The organism is Xenorhabdus bovienii SS-2004 (assembly GCF_000027225.1).
In the GTDB taxonomy this organism is placed as follows: domain Bacteria; phylum Pseudomonadota; class Gammaproteobacteria; order Enterobacterales; family Enterobacteriaceae; genus Xenorhabdus; species Xenorhabdus bovienii_C.
The window spans coordinates 2,559,527-2,577,696 of the sequence record NC_013892.1 but is presented as its reverse complement, the minus strand read 5'-3'; the positions used below and the strand labels follow the sequence as shown (position 1 = coordinate 2,577,696).

Annotated in this window: 14 protein-coding genes and 2 pseudogenes; 9 read left to right on the top strand and 7 right to left on the bottom strand. The window is 43.4% G+C overall.

Features of this window, described 5'->3' with window-relative positions; genetic code table 11:
* Positions 1-136: 136 nt before the first annotated feature.
* Positions 137-275: pseudogene (locus XBJ1_RS23015) on the top strand (IS701 family transposase); the annotation flags it as partial.
* A gap of 41 nt (positions 276-316) precedes the next feature.
* On the opposite strand, the gene XBJ1_RS11035 reads toward XBJ1_RS23015, so the two are convergent.
* Positions 317-1,438, bottom strand: coding sequence for an ISAs1 family transposase (locus XBJ1_RS11035; protein ID WP_012989028.1), 1,122 nt, complete (start codon positions 1,436-1,438; stop codon positions 317-319).
* Positions 1,439-1,585: 147 nt separating this feature from the next.
* Here XBJ1_RS11035 and XBJ1_RS20815 point away from each other — a divergent pair.
* Positions 1,586-2,280, top strand: a protein-coding gene (locus XBJ1_RS20815; protein WP_143827666.1) for an IS1 family transposase whose coding sequence is annotated in 2 segments (ribosomal slippage) — positions 1,586-1,835 and positions 1,835-2,280 — 696 coding nt in all. Because the reading frame shifts where the segments join, the coding sequence is not laid out codon by codon here.
* A 28-nt stretch (positions 2,281-2,308) separates the two neighbouring features.
* Here XBJ1_RS20815 and XBJ1_RS11020 read toward each other — a convergent pair.
* Positions 2,309-2,620: pseudogene (locus tag XBJ1_RS11020) on the bottom strand (transposase); the annotation flags it as partial.
* 236 nt (positions 2,621-2,856) lie between these two features.
* On the opposite strand from XBJ1_RS11020, the gene XBJ1_RS11015 reads away from it, so the two are divergent.
* Entirely contained in the window at positions 2,857-3,309 is a 453-nt protein-coding gene (locus XBJ1_RS11015) for a DUF441 domain-containing protein (protein WP_012989024.1), read from the top strand.
* Entirely contained in the window at positions 3,306-5,447 is a 2,142-nt protein-coding gene (locus XBJ1_RS11010) for a tRNA(Met) cytidine acetyltransferase TmcA (RefSeq protein WP_012989023.1), read from the top strand. Before XBJ1_RS11015 ends, XBJ1_RS11010 begins: the two co-directional genes overlap by 4 nt.
* Here XBJ1_RS11010 and XBJ1_RS11005 read toward each other — a convergent pair.
* The 5 genes from XBJ1_RS11005 to XBJ1_RS10985 all read right to left on the bottom strand — a co-directional run bounded on the left by XBJ1_RS11005 (position 5,392) and on the right by XBJ1_RS10985 (position 8,789).
* Positions 5,392-5,586: a YpfN family protein gene (locus tag XBJ1_RS11005; protein WP_012989022.1), complete on the bottom strand. Its 195-nt coding sequence runs from the start codon at positions 5,584-5,586 to the stop codon at positions 5,392-5,394. The genes XBJ1_RS11010 and XBJ1_RS11005 overlap by 56 nt on opposite strands.
* A gap of 48 nt (positions 5,587-5,634) precedes the next feature.
* Positions 5,635-6,309 (bottom strand): M15 family metallopeptidase, encoded by a 675-nt coding sequence (locus tag XBJ1_RS11000; protein WP_038198936.1) that lies wholly within the window; start codon positions 6,307-6,309, stop codon positions 5,635-5,637.
* Positions 6,306-7,433: a succinyl-diaminopimelate desuccinylase gene (gene dapE / locus XBJ1_RS10995; RefSeq protein WP_012989020.1), complete on the bottom strand. Its 1,128-nt coding sequence runs from the start codon at positions 7,431-7,433 to the stop codon at positions 6,306-6,308. Before dapE ends, XBJ1_RS11000 begins: the two co-directional genes overlap by 4 nt.
* 14 nt (positions 7,434-7,447) lie before the next feature.
* Positions 7,448-7,828, bottom strand: coding sequence for an ArsC family reductase (locus tag XBJ1_RS10990; protein ID WP_012989019.1), 381 nt, complete (start codon positions 7,826-7,828; stop codon positions 7,448-7,450).
* 325 nt (positions 7,829-8,153) lie between these two features.
* Entirely contained in the window at positions 8,154-8,789 is a 636-nt protein-coding gene (locus XBJ1_RS10985) for a response regulator (protein WP_012989017.1), read from the bottom strand.
* Between the two features lie 545 nt (positions 8,790-9,334).
* Between XBJ1_RS10985 and maeB the strand changes: the two genes are divergently transcribed.
* The 5 genes from maeB (at position 9,335) to XBJ1_RS10960 (ending at position 18,160) form a co-directional block, all read left to right on the top strand.
* Entirely contained in the window at positions 9,335-11,614 is a 2,280-nt protein-coding gene (gene maeB, locus XBJ1_RS10980) for an NADP-dependent oxaloacetate-decarboxylating malate dehydrogenase (protein ID WP_012989015.1), read from the top strand.
* Positions 11,615-11,768: 154 nt separating this feature from the next.
* Complete coding sequence (locus XBJ1_RS10975) at positions 11,769-12,671, top strand: ChaN family lipoprotein (RefSeq protein WP_012989014.1); 903 nt, start codon at positions 11,769-11,771, stop codon at positions 12,669-12,671.
* A 154-nt stretch (positions 12,672-12,825) separates the two neighbouring features.
* Positions 12,826-13,587: an energy transducer TonB family protein gene (locus XBJ1_RS10970; protein ID WP_232503278.1), complete on the top strand. Its 762-nt coding sequence runs from the start codon at positions 12,826-12,828 to the stop codon at positions 13,585-13,587.
* An 18-nt stretch (positions 13,588-13,605) separates the two neighbouring features.
* Entirely contained in the window at positions 13,606-15,777 is a 2,172-nt protein-coding gene (locus XBJ1_RS10965) for a S9 family peptidase (protein WP_012989012.1), read from the top strand.
* Between the two features lie 118 nt (positions 15,778-15,895).
* Entirely contained in the window at positions 15,896-18,160 is a 2,265-nt protein-coding gene (locus XBJ1_RS10960) for a TonB-dependent receptor domain-containing protein (protein WP_038198934.1), read from the top strand.
* Positions 18,161-18,170 lie beyond the last annotated feature (10 nt).

Genomic DNA, 18,170 nt, shown 5'->3' with positions numbered 1-18,170 from the left:
TAACACGTTGATTTGTACTACAGCCGTAATCCATATTGTGCCATGATAGGGCTCTTCTTCCTTAAATCAAAGGCGGTGTTACATGTCATCCTCTGCCAAAATCTGGGAACAGGCGCTACAGGCATGACATGCCCGTCTGACTCCCTTATTTCACTCTATCGGCCCACGACAACGCAGCCTCGCCTATCTTCGGGGGATTGCTCAGTGATGTTGAACGTAAGAATAGCTGGCAACTGGCTGAATGGATGGGGGAAAGTACTCCCGATGGCATTCAATTGGGCGATGAACAGGGGGTTCTCATCCAAGGCAATCGCATCTAAATTTGATGCGCTTTGCCCAGTACTGTAAGTAGATATTCACCATCCCAACCAGCCCGTTTACGGCGTGCTTTAATTCCCGCTTTGGTGGGAGCTAAGCGCAGTAAATTCAACGCGATTTTATTGAGTAATGCCATATTGGCGGCTGCATTGCCTTCCCGCATCCGCTGCTGATCTTCATTAAAAGCAATATCCAGACACCAATGGAGTTGCGTTTCTATTTGCCAGTGACTGCGGATCGCTGTCGCTGCCCGTTGAGCCTCTGTCGGACGTAAAGTGCTGATAAAATAACAGCTCTCCCGGCTCACTTCATTTCCTACATAGCGTTCGCGGATCACCCGTATTATGCTGTGTAAACCACACCAGCACGCCTTTTCCGGCAACCAATCAACATGGGTCATTTGTACTGTGCGTCGCTCAATGCGGCCATGTCCGGCATCCACGTCTTCATATTCGCTCAGGCGCTCCGGTTGGGATGAGACATAATCGAAATAATGGCTGACATCATTATACGGGCCGGGATGATTTTCTTTCAGGCTCAGTACGTAATCCGCGCCCGCTTCATGTAATTGATGAGCAATCGCTTTCTGGCATCCCATGGCATCGATAGTCACCAGACTTCCAGACAAAACCAATCGTCGAAGTAACTCAGGAATAGCGGTGATTTCATTGGATTTACTCTCCACTTTCACTTGTCCCAGAACTAAGCGATTGGTACAGGCAAAGGCGCTGACCAGATGGATTGCCGCCTTGCCGTTGGCTTTATCGAGTGACCGGCGCATGGTTTTGCCATCAATAGCGATGATACCCTGATCAACTCCTTGTGCCAGCGTAGATATCCAGGAGGTGAAACAGTCGGCAAAAGCCTGCGCATCAAGTGCAGCAAAGACACGACCAAAGGTATCGTGAGAGGGGATGCCATTAGTGAGATCAAGCAGTTGGGTAAAGAAATCCTGTTTAGATTCGCCAAACTCTTCAATTTCGACCCAACCTTCAGCGCCACAAATCACAGCGCAGATGGCGATAGTCAGGATATTTTCCAAACTATGCAACTGAGTTCGTTGAACTCGGGGATCTTCAAGTGAGGCAAAATGCTGTAACAAAGGGCTGACAGAGGACATAAGGATGGATTTAAAAGCTGCATAACGACATGAAATTAAACCATTGTCAATGAATTTTAGATGCGATTGCCCTGGCACCTGAACTAGGTCACGTATTCATCCCGTTGTTTCTCACGTATAATGAGGGTAAATACGTGAGGGATAGTGATGGCATTAGTTGAAGTGAAGTGTCGGTTTTGTGGCCAAACCACGCCTGTTAAAAAACACGGTAAAGGAGAAGGTGGGCATCAACGATATTATTGCCAGTCCTGTCGTAGAACCTTCCAGCTCGAATACACTTACCGGGCTTGCCATTCGGGTATGAAAGAGCAAATCGTCGAGCTTGCCATGAATAACGCCGGTATTCGTGATACGGCACGGGCACTTCATGTCAGCATTAACGCTGTTGTACGCACTTTAAAAAACTCGCGCCGCGATGTGTAACCACGCTGCCGCTGGATACCCCTGAGCTTCAGCTTATCTGTGAAGTCGATGAAATGGGGTCATTCATCAGTAACAAAAAACGGCAACGCTGGCTGTGGTACGCGTGGGAGCCTCGCTTGAAACGTATTGTCGCTCACGCTTTTGGCGCTCGTAGCAAACAGACACTCAGGACGTTGCTGGAAAAGTTATCCGCTTTTGATGTGGCATTCTGGTGCACCGATAATTTCGGGGCATATGACATATTGGCTGATGAGAAACATATCACCGGTAAACTTTATACTCAACGTATTGAACGAGAAAATCTGAACCTGCGTAACAGGCTAAAGCGACTCAATCGCAAGATGCTGGGTTATTCTAAGTCAGTTGAAATGAATGACAAGATCATTGGCACATTCATCGAACGTGAGTTCTATTATTGATGGCCAATCAACAGGTTGAATACACGACCCCTGAACTATGTTGATGAGCCCGAACAATACTGCCATCAATGAACAACCATTCTGTATCTGTATTCTCAGATAATAATTTGAATAATAAATTAAAAATAGCTTTCTTAGACCCATCATTAAAGCGCTTAAAAATGGTGTTCCATTTGCCAAATTCAGTGGGGACATCTCGCCAGGGACAGCCTGTTCGCATCCGGTAAAGGATCCCCTCGAAAGTCAGATAATGTTCTTCTTTGTGATATACATATCCACTTTGTTGCATCAATACAGCTAGCTTATTCCATAAAGGTTTTGATAACATTGTTCTTGGTATGATGGTCTGGGGTAATGGTTTTTTCGCGAAGACAATGATACCAGAGCATCATGCTGTTCAAATTCCCCTCATAAAACGTCAACAGCCCCTAATCTGGTCAATATGATCATGAATTAGCAATATTTTATTGAATGTAAATAATATGACTAACATATTAAATTTTAAGTTATTATTCTGCTGTGTATTGGTCGGTGTAAAAACCATCAGTCAAAGTTTTTTGCAGGGAACAAAAATTCATGAGCTATGTTGATCCTACTTTACTTATTTTGTTAGTGCTGGCAGGCCTTGGCATTATCAGCCATAACATGACAGTAACGCTTGCTATGCTGTTTTTGCTGATAGTCCGTATTACACCACTGAATCACTTTTTCCCTTGGGTGGAAAAGTATGGCTTGACGATAGGTATCCTGATTCTCACCATCGGAGTCATGGCACCTATCGCAAGTGGGAAAATTTCTGCGCAGGACATATTCAGTTCATTCCTGAATTGGAAGTCGCTGCTCGCTATCGCTGTCGGCATTATCGTATCGTGGCTGGGAAGCCGTGGTGTTGCCTTGATGTCGAGTCAGCCATCTACAGTGGCGGGGTTATTGGTTGGTACTGTATTGGGCGTAGCGTTGTTCAAGGGCGTTCCCGTCGGCCCGCTGATTGCAGCGGGTATTTTATCTATCATGATTGGTAAACCATGACCATGTTAGATTCGATCTGGAAAAAGTTGCAGGAGCAAATGCAGCAGCAAGGGCAGCGCCGCTTGGTGGTTTTAAGTGGTGATGTCCTGTGGAGCGAGCAGATTGTCAATCAGCTGAAAAAACAGTTTCAGGGGGATTGGGTAACAGTCGCATCTGGAGACGAGGGTGTGATTGAGCCAGTAAAAGCGTGTAGTTTGCTTGGGCGCGAATTTATGCATGGGGTTTTTGATGTCACCCGTGGTTTTAATGCCGAAGCGCTGGCGATTCTGGCTGGTACGCTAAAAACAGGAAGCTGGCTGGTGATGCGTGTACCCACTTGGTCACAATGGCCAGCACAGCCAGATGAAGACAGTTCGCGTTGGAACGAGTCGGCTGGCGTGATCTCTACACCTTATTTTATCCAACATATTCAACAGCAAATCCTAGGGTTTCCCGATATCCTGCTATGGCAACAGGGAAAACCCTTTCAGCCAATGCAATTACCACAAACCGCATCGTGGCAGATGCCTGATGGTAATCCTACTGCCAGCCAGCAGGCTATTCTTGAGCAATTACTACGGGCTTCACAGGGAGTTTGGGTGGTCACTGCGCCCCGAGGACGCGGAAAATCTGCCTTGGCCGGAATGCTCATACAGCAATGGCAGGGGAAGTGTTGGCTATGTGCACCTGCAAAAATCACAACAGAAGTTATTCGGTATTATTCCGGGACTTCCGATCCTGAGCAGGGTTCTCCCGTTGATAAAACCCCATTCTGGGCGGTAGACAATTTATTGAAATATTGTCGATTGAAAAATAATCGGGAAGGACATGATATTGATGCAGACTGGCTTCTGATTGACGAAGCCGCGGCGATCCCAACCCCGCAGTTAGCCGAATTAATCCGATATTTTCCACGAGTGTTATTAACGACAACGGTACAGGGCTATGAAGGAACCGGGCGTGGATTTTTGCTGAAGTTGTGTGCCACATTGCCTGATTGCCATGTTAGAGAACTGGAAACACCGATGCGCTGGGCTGAAAATGATCCACTGGAAACATGGTTAGATAGCACACTGTTATTTGATGAAAAATCGTTGTCTGGTAAGCCATTGGTTTATTCCGAACCTGAGAAAAATTTGCACTTTTATCCCATCACTCAGGCAATGTGGTTGCGACAACCTGAATTACTGCGTCAGTTTTATGGACTGTTGACGAGTGCTCACTACCGCACATCTCCTCTTGATTTGCGCCGTTTGCTGGATGGTAACGGAATGACTTTTCTGGCCGCTACATCTCGTTCCGCTGTGAATAATCAACAATTGATCGGCGCGTTATGGATGGTAAGTGAAGGTGGGTTGCCACAGACATTGGCGCATGAAGTGTGGGCAGGTCGCCGTCGTCCAAGGGGAAATCTGGTGGCTCAGTCTCTGGCCGCCCATAGTGGCTTTCCACAGGCTGCGATGATGCGTTCACAGCGTGTCAGTCGTATTGCTGTCCGGGCACAATATCGCCGTCGTGGCATTGCTCAACGCTTGGTTGCTCAACAGTGTCAAGAAGCTCGCACGCAAAAGCAGGATTTTCTTTCTGTCAGCTTTGGTTATACCGCTGAACTTTGGTCACTCTGGCAAACATGCGGCTTTCGATTGGTGCGGATAGGAACCCATCTCGAAGCAAGCAGTGGTTGCTATACCGCAATGGCTATTTTGCCACTGAGTGAGAAGGGAAAATGGCTGGCTGAGTCCGCACAACAGCAACTATGTCGTGATGCATACTGGCTGGAATTACTGATCGGTTTTTCCTTACCCATTGATCATCATGATGATAACCAGCTCAGTGATAATGACTGGCAGGAACTGGCGGGTTTTGCATTCGCTCATCGTCCCCTGTCTGCGTCTTATTTTGCGTTACAGCGGCTATTGTTGGCACTTGATCTGGCTTTGCCAGCATTAAGAAAATATCTTCAACAACAGATAGATATTGAACAGTGCGCGCGCGATTTATTCCTGAGCGGACGTAAGGCGTTGTTGAAACGTTGTCGGGAAGAAACCGCAGGAGCATTGGCAAGCATTGATGAGATACTTGCCAATCAGTGGAAAAATTGGACTATTTCTTGCGGTGTTTCTGGGAACAATCGTCCTCATCATCCCATTTATCATTAAAATCTCGGTGAGGGGGTAATTCTCGTTTGTTATCTAAAAAGCGCTTCTGATCGACGCGGCTCAGCTCTTTTATCGCATTAACAATAATACCGATGAGTAGTAACAGAATAACCCACCAATAATCCATCAACCAGTGCATCATGCTCTCCTGAGAATATTATGAAATTAGCGCCTGCTGGGATTACGCTTAATCCTGCTCGGCAATTTTGACATACTTTGCAAAAAGAGAGGAGAGGTTGGCTGATAACCAATCAATACCAGCAATGTTGTGATCCTGCCAGGCCTTTAGCAGCACTTGCTCATTGAACAAATTTTCTGCTTCATGGGACAACGGCCAAAAACTGATATGCCACGGTTCATATGCTACACCACTGCTATGTCGGTTGAATGGGCGATAAAAATCGTAAATAGACATATTTTCAGTCAGCCAGTCTGATAGTGGTTCAAAATAGCCACCGTTTTCATATTCCCATGGTTCCAGTAACAATTTCTGACCTTGTGGCAGAAGGAATGGGTCATAAATATCCAGTTCAGTACCCCAGTGATGACGGCTGGCTCCCGGCAGAGCAGACCAGCGGAGAATAGCTTCGCAAATCTCTCCTTCGGTCATTTTTGTAATATCAAGGGGCTGGCTATTGTCATCCAATACCGGACGTTGTCCCCGAAATTTTTCATTCCAGATAGCTTGCTGGCGTGCGAAATCACGAAATGAACTGGCGGGCTGTAATTTAAAGCCTGCCTTGGCTGCATCTCTTTGCATGGCAAGAAACGCTTTGGTGGCATTGAACTGTAAACGGTGATTACCCGCGAATGTCACCAAGTGATCTGTTGACAGACCTGTCAACATTTCAGGCGTCATCATTTGATTAATTGCTCCATGATACGTTGGTAAATCAGGCTCAATTTCTGTAAATCTGACACGCTGATACCTTCATTAACTTTATGGATAGTGGCGTTAATAGGCCCTAATTCCACAACCTGCGCTCCCATTTTAGCAATAAAACGCCCATCCGATGTGCCGCCACTCATTGATATCTCTGGTTTATATCCGCAACACTGTTCAATGGATTCAACCACGGCATCGACCAGTTCACCTTTGCAGGTCAAAAAAGGCTGGCCGGATAGCCACCAGTCAATGTCATATTTCAGATTATGTTTTTTCAGCATATCTTCAACCCGCTGGCGGATTTCGGTATCTGTCAATTCAGTACTGAAACGGAAATTAAATTGAACCCACAATTTACCCGGTATGACGTTATTGCTGCCGGTTCCCGCTTGAATATTGGCGATTTGCATACTGGTGGCGGGGAAAAATTCATTGCCATTGTCCCATTGGGTATTGACTAGTTCTTGTAGAAAAGGCAGTGAATGGTGAATAGGGTTATCTGCCAGCTGTGGATAGGCAACATGCCCTTGAATACCGTGGATAGTCAGACTGGCTGTCAGGGAACCACGACGCCCATTTTTAATTATGTCACCCAGACGTTGCTGGCTGGAAGGTTCTCCTACCAGACAGTAATCCAGGCGTTCATGGCGTGACATTAAAGTTTCGACCACCTTGACGGTGCCATTTGTCGCGCTGGCTTCTTCATCTGAAGTAATCAGGAAAGCGAGGCGGCCCGGATGGTCAGGATTATCTTTGACAAAACGTTCAGCAGCAACAATCATGGCCGCCAGAGAACCTTTCATATCCGCTGCCCCACGGCCATACAGCATGCCATCACGAATAACGGGATCAAAAGGAGGGGTTTGCCACTCAGAAGTATCGCCGGCAGGAACGACGTCAGTGTGTCCTGCGAAAGCAAACGTTGTGCCTGTTCCGTGATAAGCCCAGAAATTCAGGGTATCCCCGAAAGGCATTCGTTCTATTGTAAAACCAGTATCTTGCAGACGTTGAATGAGTATATCCTGACATCCTTGGTCATCAGGGCTGACAGAAGGATGTTTGATTAGCTGCTGGGCAAGTTCAATTACTGGGCAAATCATTATTTGGCCTTTATCTAGTCATGAAAGAAAAACTGTTGATATTGTTCGGCTTTAAAGCCGAGTAAATAATTCCCTGTTTCTGACACCAATAGTGGGCGTTTTATGATTGCAGGTTGTTCCAGCATCAATTTTTTGGCAGCGTCTGTACTATTAATAGCTGACTTTTGATCATCAGACAATTTGCGCCAAGTTGTACCGCGAGTATTCAACAGGGGTTCCCAACCGACTTGTTCAATAAATAACTGTAGCAATTCTGAGGATAGACCATCAACGCGATAGTCATGAAACTGATAGGGGATCTCTTGGTCTTCTAGCCAGCGACGCGCTTTTTTCATGGTATCGCAGTTTTTGATACCGTAGAGAGTGAATGCTGTGTGATAAGTGGTATCTGACATGATGAGATCCTTAGTCTGGTTTTACACATCCGACATAATGCGGGAAATTTGGCATTTTATCCAGATAACACGACATCTTTCATGTACGCCATCTACGTCATTTCTTTAGAATGGATAACAATCTGTTCTGCTTATGATCAAATTATTCTGTCTGTTACATTAGTTAATCATGCAAAATAATAAATTATACAAATAACAATTGTTATTAATCATATATGAAACTAATTGGTTGGTAATTGATTGACAGTTTCGTTAACTCACAATTTCCCCGTTGGCAGACTTAGGGAAATTGTGTTGCATATTGAGGACATTGATCAACCAAATGTCAGACTAACTCTGGTTTTCTATGTCTTAGATAGATGATGGTAGCTTCTAGTCGGGAGCGGGATTTAAGCTTTTTCAATAAGTTACGGGTATGAACTTTCACAGTTTCTTCTGAAATAAAAAGAAAGTCAGCGATTTCTTTATTTGTCATTCCTTCTGAGATTTCTTTTAGGACATCCAATTCACGTTTGGTTAATTTTGATAAAGGATCAATATAAAGATGACGGGTGGATAAATATTGATAGACTTTTTCACTGTACACCGCATCGCCATTTGCGGCTTTTTTTATCTTACTTATCAGAGGAGTCAGTTCAATATCTTTTAATAAATAACCATTTGCCCCGGCATCAATGGCATCATAAATATCACCGCGATTATCTGAATCTGAGAGTACCAAAACATAGGAATCAAGACCTTTTCGGCGGAGAGATTTAATCGTATCAATTCCGGAAAGGCCATGGATTTTTAAATCTATCAGAATAATGTCAGGTTTTATCTGGCAGGCGATATTTATAGCATCTTCACCATTGTCTGTTTCAGCAGTCACAATGAGTTCACGTTCCAGTTCAATCAACCTTTTTAAACCGTGACGAATGATAGGATGATCATCGACTATCATGACTGAGTGATTATGCATGTTCTTTCTCCCATATAGAAATGCAGATTTTTATATTTAATAAAACATAAAAGACAGGACTCTGCTTTATGTTAAATTGCTGTGTAATTTTTATAGAGTATGTTGAATCATAGATAATGAGATTCTGAAAATATATCCTGATATAAAAATATCGCAAACAGGTTTATCCATTCAGGCGAAATAAAATTCACTGCCATAAGAAAATGCGTTTCCTTAATTGCTAGTAATTTTCTAAATAAAGTACGCATAATGATTTTATAGATTAAATTTCGTTTTTGTAAGCTTATTTTAAAAGTTGTTTTTAGAATACTTCATTAATTAATTTAGCGGGTTATTAACTAATTAAAGATAAAAATACCTCTTTATGAGTGCTATGAGAATAATATTTATATAATATTGATTAACATAAGATCATATTTTGTCTGTTTTTTATCCTTGATTCCCAATGGTTCTTAACAAAATGTTGCTGACATCATGATTTAACCTTCTGTAACTACTATACTGGGCGGGTTTTCACTTCGATATGACTCGCAAAGGATCAGATGATGGACGAGAAATTAAAACAAAGTGCTCTTGATTTTCATGAATTCCCACAACCAGGAAAAATCACCGTTACCCCGACCAAACCATTAGCAACACAGCGTGATTTGGCATTGGCATATTCGCCAGGCGTTGCTGCGCCTTGCCTTGAGATAGCAAAAGATCCCCTGGCGGCTTATAAATATACTGCACGCGGCAATCTTGTAGCGGTTATCTCTAACGGTACTGCTGTTTTGGGCTTGGGGAATATCGGTGCATTAGCCGGCAAACCCGTAATGGAAGGTAAAGGCGTTCTATTTAAGAAATTCTCTGGTATTGATGTTTTTGATATTGAAGTTGATGAGTCCAATCCTGATAAATTGATTGATATCATTGCTGCATTGGAGCCGACTTTTGGTGGTATTAATCTTGAAGATATCAAGGCACCAGAATGTTTCTATATTGAGCAGAAACTCCGTGAGCGGATGAAAATTCCTGTATTCCATGATGATCAGCACGGCACGGCGATTATCTGTACGGCTGCGGTATTAAATGGGTTGCGAATTGTCAATAAAGATATCGGCAAAGTACGCATGGTGGTATCTGGTGCGGGTGCAGCATCCATCGCCTGTATGAACCTGCTGGTGGCTCTGGGTCTGAAACGTGAAAATATTACCGTCTGTGACTCGAAGGGTGTTATCTATCGTGGTCGCGAAGAGAATATGGAAAAGACCAAAGCCGATTATGCTATCGAAGATAATGGCTGTCGTACGTTGATGGATGTGATCCCAGATGCCGATATTTTCCTTGGTTGTTCTGGGCCGGGTGTCCTGACACCAGAGATGGTGAAGACGATGGCGAAAGATCCGCTCATCATGGCGTTAGCGAATCCAGAACCAGAAATCCTGCCACCACTGGCAAAAGCGGTGCGCCCTGATGCCATTATCTGTACAGGTCGTTCTGATTTTCCTAACCAAGTTAATAACGTACTCTGCTTTCCATTCATCTTCCGTGGCGCACTCGATGTCGGAGCGACAACGATTAATGAAGAGATGAAACTCGCCTGTGTTCACGCGATTGCGGATTTGGCATTGGCCGAACAAAGCCAGGAAGTGGCTTCAGCCTATGGCGATCAAGATTTGTTCTTTGGCTCTGAATATATTATTCCGAAGCCATTTGATCCACGCCTGATTGTCAAAATCGCGCCTGCCGTGGCGAAAGCTGCGATGGATTCTGGTGTCGCAACGCGGCCTATCGCTGATTTCGGGGCATATATTGAGAAACTCAACGAGTTTGTCTATAAAACCAACCTGTTTATGAAGCCAATTTTCTCTCAGGCGAAAAAAGAGAAAAAGCGTATTGTATTGGCGGAAGGGGAAGATATCCGTGTACTGCATGCCACGCAGGAATTGGTTTCCCTTGGATTGGCATTCCCAGTATTGATTGGTCGCCCAAGCGTCATTGAAATGCGTATTAAGAAGCAAGGAATGCACATTGAAATTGGTAAAGATTTTGAAGTAGTGAATAACGAAAATGATCCACGTTTTAAAGAGTATTGGCAGGAATATTACCAACTGATGAAACGCCGTGGTATTTCTCAGGAGCAGGCTCGTCGTACAGTTATTGGTAATCCGACACTGATCGGTGCAATCATGGTACATCGTGGTGAAGCAGACGGCTTGATTTGTGGCACCGTCGGCAGCTACAGCGAACATTATCAAGTAGTGAAAGATTTCTTTGGCTTCCGTCAGGGGGTACATACCGCAGGTGCGATGAATGCTTTGATGTTGCCGATGGGGAATACTTTTATTGCAGATACTTATGTCAATGAAGATCCTACTCCAGAGGAACTGGCTGAAATTACATTGATGGCTGCCGAAACTGTGCGACGTTTTGGTATTGAACCTAAAGTTGCTTTGTTATCACGTTCAAGTTTTGGTTCTTCTGATTGTGTTTCAGCACAAAAAATGCGTAAGGTGCTGGAACTGGTACAGGAAGCGGCTCCGTCACTTGAAATCGACGGTGAAATGCACGGGGATGCGGCACTGGTGGAAAATATTCGCCGTGACATCATGCCGGACAGTCCATTAAAAGGTTCAGCTAATTTGTTGATCATGCCAAATATGGAAGCTGCGCGTATCAGCTATAACCTGCTGCGTGTCACCAGCTCCGATGGGGTAACGGTTGGCCCGGTATTGATGGGCGTGTCAAAGCCGGTGCATATCTTGACGCCGATTGCTTCTGTCCGTCGTATCGTGAATATGGTTGCGTTGGCTGCCGTTGAAGCACAAACCGATCCACTGTAAGTTATCTTTATAACCCGTCCCGATAGCAGTAATCAGGTCGGGATGAAGAAATCAGCTACCCTGCCAAGCATAGGCTTAACAGGGTAGTTTTATTTGTAAATAATTCTCATTATCTATAGTATGCGGAAAATTTATATTTTGATAATGAATACCTATGAAAGCACCTACCTGTATAAAATCGACTTTTTTAGCGTGTGCCTTCCTGTTTGGCGGCTGTGTAACACCACAGCACGATCCTCAAAATGGATCTCAAAGAGCGCTTCAAACCCTTTCCAGTGAATTAGTGCAATCCGGCATGTTGCTTGATATGAAGACGGGCAAAGCGATCACCTCCGCAGAACTGCTTGAGCAACTGGCTGTTTATCCTCGAGTCATTGTGGGTGAAAAGCATGATAATCCCTATCACCATCAGATCGAGTTATGGCTGGTTCAGCAGCTTGGGCAAAAACGCCCCCACGGTTCCGTATTGCTGGAAATGATTAACCCAAACCAGCAGGAAAAAGTGAATAAAGTCAAAAGCTGGTTGCAGAGCAATCCGATTGTCAGAGAGGAAAGAATTAAACAATTATTGGCGTGGCAGCAGGGCTGGCCGTGGGAATTGTATGGGGAACTGGTCACGGAGTTGATGAAAGCACCTTATCCGTTGCTGGCGGCGAATTTGGATCGTTCGGAGATTGATCAGGCATATAAAAATCATTCCCCTACGGATAAAGCGGCATGGGTTTCTGATGATGTTAAAAAATTAATCGAAGAAACGATTAAAAATTCTCACGGTGCGGACGTAGAGGCAAAACACCTTTCTGCCATGACGATGATTCAACAAATGCGTGATCGGCGGATGGCTGAGCAATTGGTTAACGCGCCATCACCCGCTTTGCTATTTGCGGGCGGATACCACGCAGTAAAAGCGATGGGAGTCCCTCAACATGTGAAAAAAATAGTGCCAAATGAGCAGGTTGCTGTATTCGTTATCGCAGAGCAAGGGGTTTCTCTGAACAAAGAATATGCTGATTTTGTCTGGTTTACCCCCAAAGTGACTAAAGCTATAACCCAATAGTTGTAAATATCACAAGGATGTGATGACACTAATAAATAAAAATAGTTTTCATTTGTATATCTAATTGATTATCATTCTCTTAATTTATCATTGATATTATGTGTTATAAGAAATGTTGACGTATACCACGTATCAAACCACTCACGTTGGTCACGTGACAAAATCCTTTCTCGCTGCGATCACTCTCCATGCTTTGCTGGTGGGTTGGTTCATTTATACACCCGAGAACATTGATATTGAGGAGTTTCTGCCTCCGCCAGCGGTTATGGTGGAGTTGTCATTGCAGACAGAAGCGATACACAAGATACAGAATCAACCTATTGGAATTGAACAGCAATTGTCTGTTGCTAGCCAGCAACAGGAAAGTCAGGTTGATGAAGTCAACATGCCAAAATTAGACGTAAATGAGAATGCCCATGTTTTGGTACATAAACCAAAGAAAAAGCAGAAAGAGCAAGAGATCCCTAAAAAAACACAGCCTGTTAAGCGTGTGAAGGCAAAAGAACGGGAAAGTGAAAAATCCCGCAGTAGTGTTGCACCAACAACCAGTAGTGCGACGGCAGATAACATAGCCTCTCGTACAGCTGCATCTTATGAAAGTAATTCCGATGCCATTGCTGATGCCAAAGCTATTTGGCAGGCTGAGGTCAGTGGGCATTTAAATCGCTATAAGAAATATCCGCCGGATGCCCAGAGAAGAAATCGAACAGGGCGACCGATGGTAAAATTCACAGTTAATCAGTTGGGTACTGTGATTGATAGTGAATTAATACAACGTTCGGGGACGAACTCACTCGACCGGGAAGCAAGGCTCGTGTTGGAGAGGGCACAACCCTTACCTTTACCACCTGACGTTATTTTAACCAATGGCAGGGTGACAGTTGAACTACCGATTGATTTTTATTTATCTCAGTAAAAATACAGGATGAATGGCATGTTACAGCATAAAACGGTATTTTCACCTCAAACAAAAAGGGTAGTGCGCAGCTTTCTACTAGGTGGTAGTTTGCTGTGTAACAGTTTTGCCACTATTGCAATGGAGAAAAATATGGTGCCACCTATGGCCACAAAACAGCCACATAAGATGACGTTCCACGGTGATACCCGCGTTGACAATTATTACTGGCTGCGCGATGACACTCGTCAGGATAAAGACGTTATTGATTATTTGACGGCTGAGAATACGTATACCGAGCAGATGCTGAAATCAGGCCAGGAATTACGGGAAACACTGTATAACGAAATGGCTGGCAGAATGAGTAAAGAAGACCAGTCAGCTCCTTATACCTATAATGGGTATGTTTATCGTACCGTTTATGAGGCAGGGAAAGATTTTCCGATCTATCAGCGTAAACCTGTCGATAATTCAACCGACTGGCAGGTGATGGTTGATGGCAATGAGCGGGCAAAAGGCCATAAGTTTTATCGAGTCAGTGGATTTGCGGTTACGCGGGACAACAAGCGTATAGCTGTGGCAGAAGATACTCAAGGTCGCCGCAATTATCAGGTTTCATTTAAAAATTTAGATGATGGTGAATGGCAGAACAATGTCATTGAAAACACATCTGGCAATATTGTGTGGGCAAATGATGGTAGTACGCTGTTTTATGTGCGTAGAGATCCACAGACTCTGTTGCCTTATCAATTATTCCGTCATCAATATGGCACTGATATCCAACAGGATAAAAAAATCTATCAGGAAGATGATGACCGCTTTTATCTGGGAATATCAGAAAGCACCTCGCTTGACTATATTCTGATCTCTATTACCAGCAGTACGACCTCGGAATATCGGCTGATTGATGCCAATAATCCTCAATCAGAAACTCAGATTTTTTCCGCTCGTCAGGCTGGGCGTGAATATGATCTCGATCATTTCCGTGGACAATTTTATATCCGTTCCAACCATGAGCATCCATTGTTTGGCTTATATCGAGCAGACGCTATTAATAAGCCGTGGAAGACGGTGATTGCACCTCAGGAAGAGACTGATCTGGAAAATTTTGCCCTGTTCAATCACTGGCTGGTAGTGCAAGAGCGTACCAAAGGATTGTCAACAATTCGCCAGATTGATTGGAAAACCCAGCAGGAAAAACGCGTTAAGTTTGACGAACCTGCATATATGGCATCGTTAGACTATAACCCGGAACCCGATACTGATTTACTGCACTATAGTTATTCCTCCATGACTACACCCAGTTCGGTATTCCAGTGGAATATGCAAACAGGTGAACGTGAGTTACTGAAACAGCAGGAAGTGAAAGGGTTCGATAAAGAGAACTATGAAAGCCAGCGTATTTGGGTAAAAGCCCGCGATGGTGTAGAAGTACCGGTTTCTCTGGTATACCGTAAGTCATTATTTAAGAAAGGTGAAAATCCAATCTTGATTTACGGTTATGGTTCTTATGGTATCAGTATGGACCCTTATTTCAGCTCTCCGCTGCTGAGTTTGCTGGAGCGTGGCTTCGTGTATGCCTTGGTACATGTGCGTGGTGGTGGTGAATTGGGTAAGAACTGGTATCTGCAAGGTAAAGTCGAAAACAAAATGAACAGTTTCCATGACTTTATTGATGCGACCCAAACATTGCTTGCTGACGGGTATGGTGACAGCCAGCGCGTATATGCCGAAGGTGGCAGCGCAGGCGGTTTATTGATGGGAACGGTGATCAATCAGGCTCCGGAACTCTATCGCGGAGTGATTGCAAAAGTCCCTTTTGTGGATGCTGTGACCACAATGCTTGATCCATCCATTCCATTGACGACGGGTGAATATGAAGAGTGGGGCAATCCAAATAACAAAGAAGATTACTTCCGCATTAAGTCCTATAGCCCTTATGATAATGTCAAACATCAGCATTATCCTCATTTATTGGTTACGACGGGTTTGCATGATTCTCAGGTGCAATATTGGGAGCCTGCAAAATGGGTGGCTAAATTAAGGGAAATAAAGCAGGGGGATAGTCTCTTATTACTGGAAACGAATATGGATACCGGGCATGGTGGAAAACCAGGGCGTTTTAATCGCTTGAATGATATTGCCTTTGATTATAGTTTTCTTTTAATGTTGGATGATACCAAAGTTTATTTTCCACAACTAAAAGACTAATAAAAAATATATTTATAACCCAAGGCGCTGATAATTTGTTATCAGTGTCATGGGTATTTTATCGCCAAATTTGCGAAGCAATATGAGTATTCATCAGTATTATTTTATTTAGGATGTGATGTTAATGAAAATTGTGGCAAAAATAGCGGGAGCCAGTGCAATACTTATTGGGCTTCAGGGGATAGCTCATGCTGAAAATGCGAGTGACAATAAAAAAGAAAAAGTTATGCGCTTTAGCAGCCTGAAAGTTTCAGGTGCTCAAGATAATAATTCCCCACAGGTTGAAGCAATGGAAAAACCCGGCGCTTATAGTTCTGTCGGGGAAGATAATAAGCTGGAATCGATGGACAGCGTCCTGCGCAGCCTGCCGGGGACTTATACTCAGATGGATGCAAGTCAGGGAACTATAAGTGTTAATATCCGTGGGTTAAGTGGTTTTGGCCGCGTCAATATGATGGTAGATGGTGTCAGTCAGAGTTTTTATGGTACTTCGCCGAGTGAATATGGGCATGGGGCGCAGCCTTATAACCAATTTGGTGTGTTGCTTGATCCTAATTTTATTATACGAACAGATATTGATCGTGGGCAATCCAGTGATTCTGACTCAGTCAATGCGTTGGTGGGAAGTGCTAACTTCCGTACCATTGGTGTCGATGATGTCATCTTTGAAGGGAGTAAACTAGGAGTGCGTACTAAATGGGCATACGGTAACAATGGTATTGGCAAAAGTGGAATGATGGCGGTTGCAGGAAAAATACAAACATTTAGTCCAGAAGGTTCCCTTGGTGCAATGTTTGCTGTTAGTGGGCACAGTATTGATGCACATTATAAAAATGCTATGGGTGTTAGTAGTAATGAATTTGGTACAAGAGATTCATTTAAACAAAAGCCAAAATCTCAACTGATGAAAATAAATATCAAACCCAATGATTTTCATGATCTGGAGTTAAGCGGGCGTTTTTATCACAATAAATTTAATAAACGTAATATTGATAGTTATGACTATTATTTGAAATATCATTACACACCATTTAGTGAATTAATTGACACAAGAATTTTGCTCAGTACAGGAAATAGTATTCAAGACGTTCAAGGTGGCGCTTTGGCTGGACTAAGCAGAAGTGAATCACGTAATAAATCTGATGCCATTGATATCAAAAACACCAGTCGATTTAATTACGGTGATACCGATTTTGCGTTTACGCTTGGTAGCAAATTGATACGTAATGAATATCGCAAGAGAACGGGTATTGATTTCGGTGATGGGAAAGAGTATGTATCTACAGAAGATAATAACGTATTTTCCCCAAGCGGGAAACAGAATACTACCAGTATTTATAGCAAGTTAAAAGTTGAACACGATATTTATACCGCAGATCTGGGACTAAATTATCTAGATTCCAGCTTAAAAGGAATAAAACCAGCTTGTGATGAGATATTAGATTGTTTTCCACAGGGAAGATCATTATTGAATATAAAATCGCGTGGATTTAATCCGGGAATTTTATTATCCGCAGAAATCATCCCTGCATTCCAGCCATTTATAAGTTACGCCCATTCAATGCGAACACCAAATGCACAGGAGGTTTTTTATTCCAATGAAGCGGGGGCTTCTGTAAATCCCTTCCTGAAAGGGGAGAAAGCGGATACTTATCAAATTGGTTTTAATAGCTATCGCCCAAATTTAATTGTGGAAAGAGATACGTTCCGCCTGAAAGCAGTATATTTCCATACCAAGATTAAAAATTACATTAGGAGTGAATCTTATACACTATGTGCAACAGGAAAAATCTGCAAAGATGATGGTTCATTGGAATTCAAAGATTACCATGAAAGATCGTTTAATATAATGGTTTATACCAATAACTTAACACCAACTAATATGAGTGGTTACGAGCTTTCGGCAAACTATGATGCTGGTATATTCTACAGTTCATTGGCGTATAGCCAGCAAAAAACACAACAGCCGACTTCCAGAGCAACATCCGAATTTGGGGCGAGTCCAGCATCTCAATTGCCAGAACGTTATATCACATTGGATACGGGCGTTCGTTTATTAGACGAAAAAATTCGTGTTGGGGCTATAGTGAAATATACGGGAAAATCTTATCACCAAGATCCTTTAATGGAGGTGGATAAAAACAATGGTGGTCATATAAAGATGGTGAAAGATGATAAGATACCAACCATTGTCGATTTATACACGGATTATCAGGTCAATAAAAATATTTCTGTTAAATTATCCGTACAGAACTTGACCAATAGAAACTATGCTGATGCATTGAACCGTATGAATTCCTCAGCATTTATGGGAGATGATGATGCAGTGACCCAAACTGCTCGTGGCAGAACCTACGTAATGGGTGCGGAAGTTCGCTTCTAATAGAATAGAA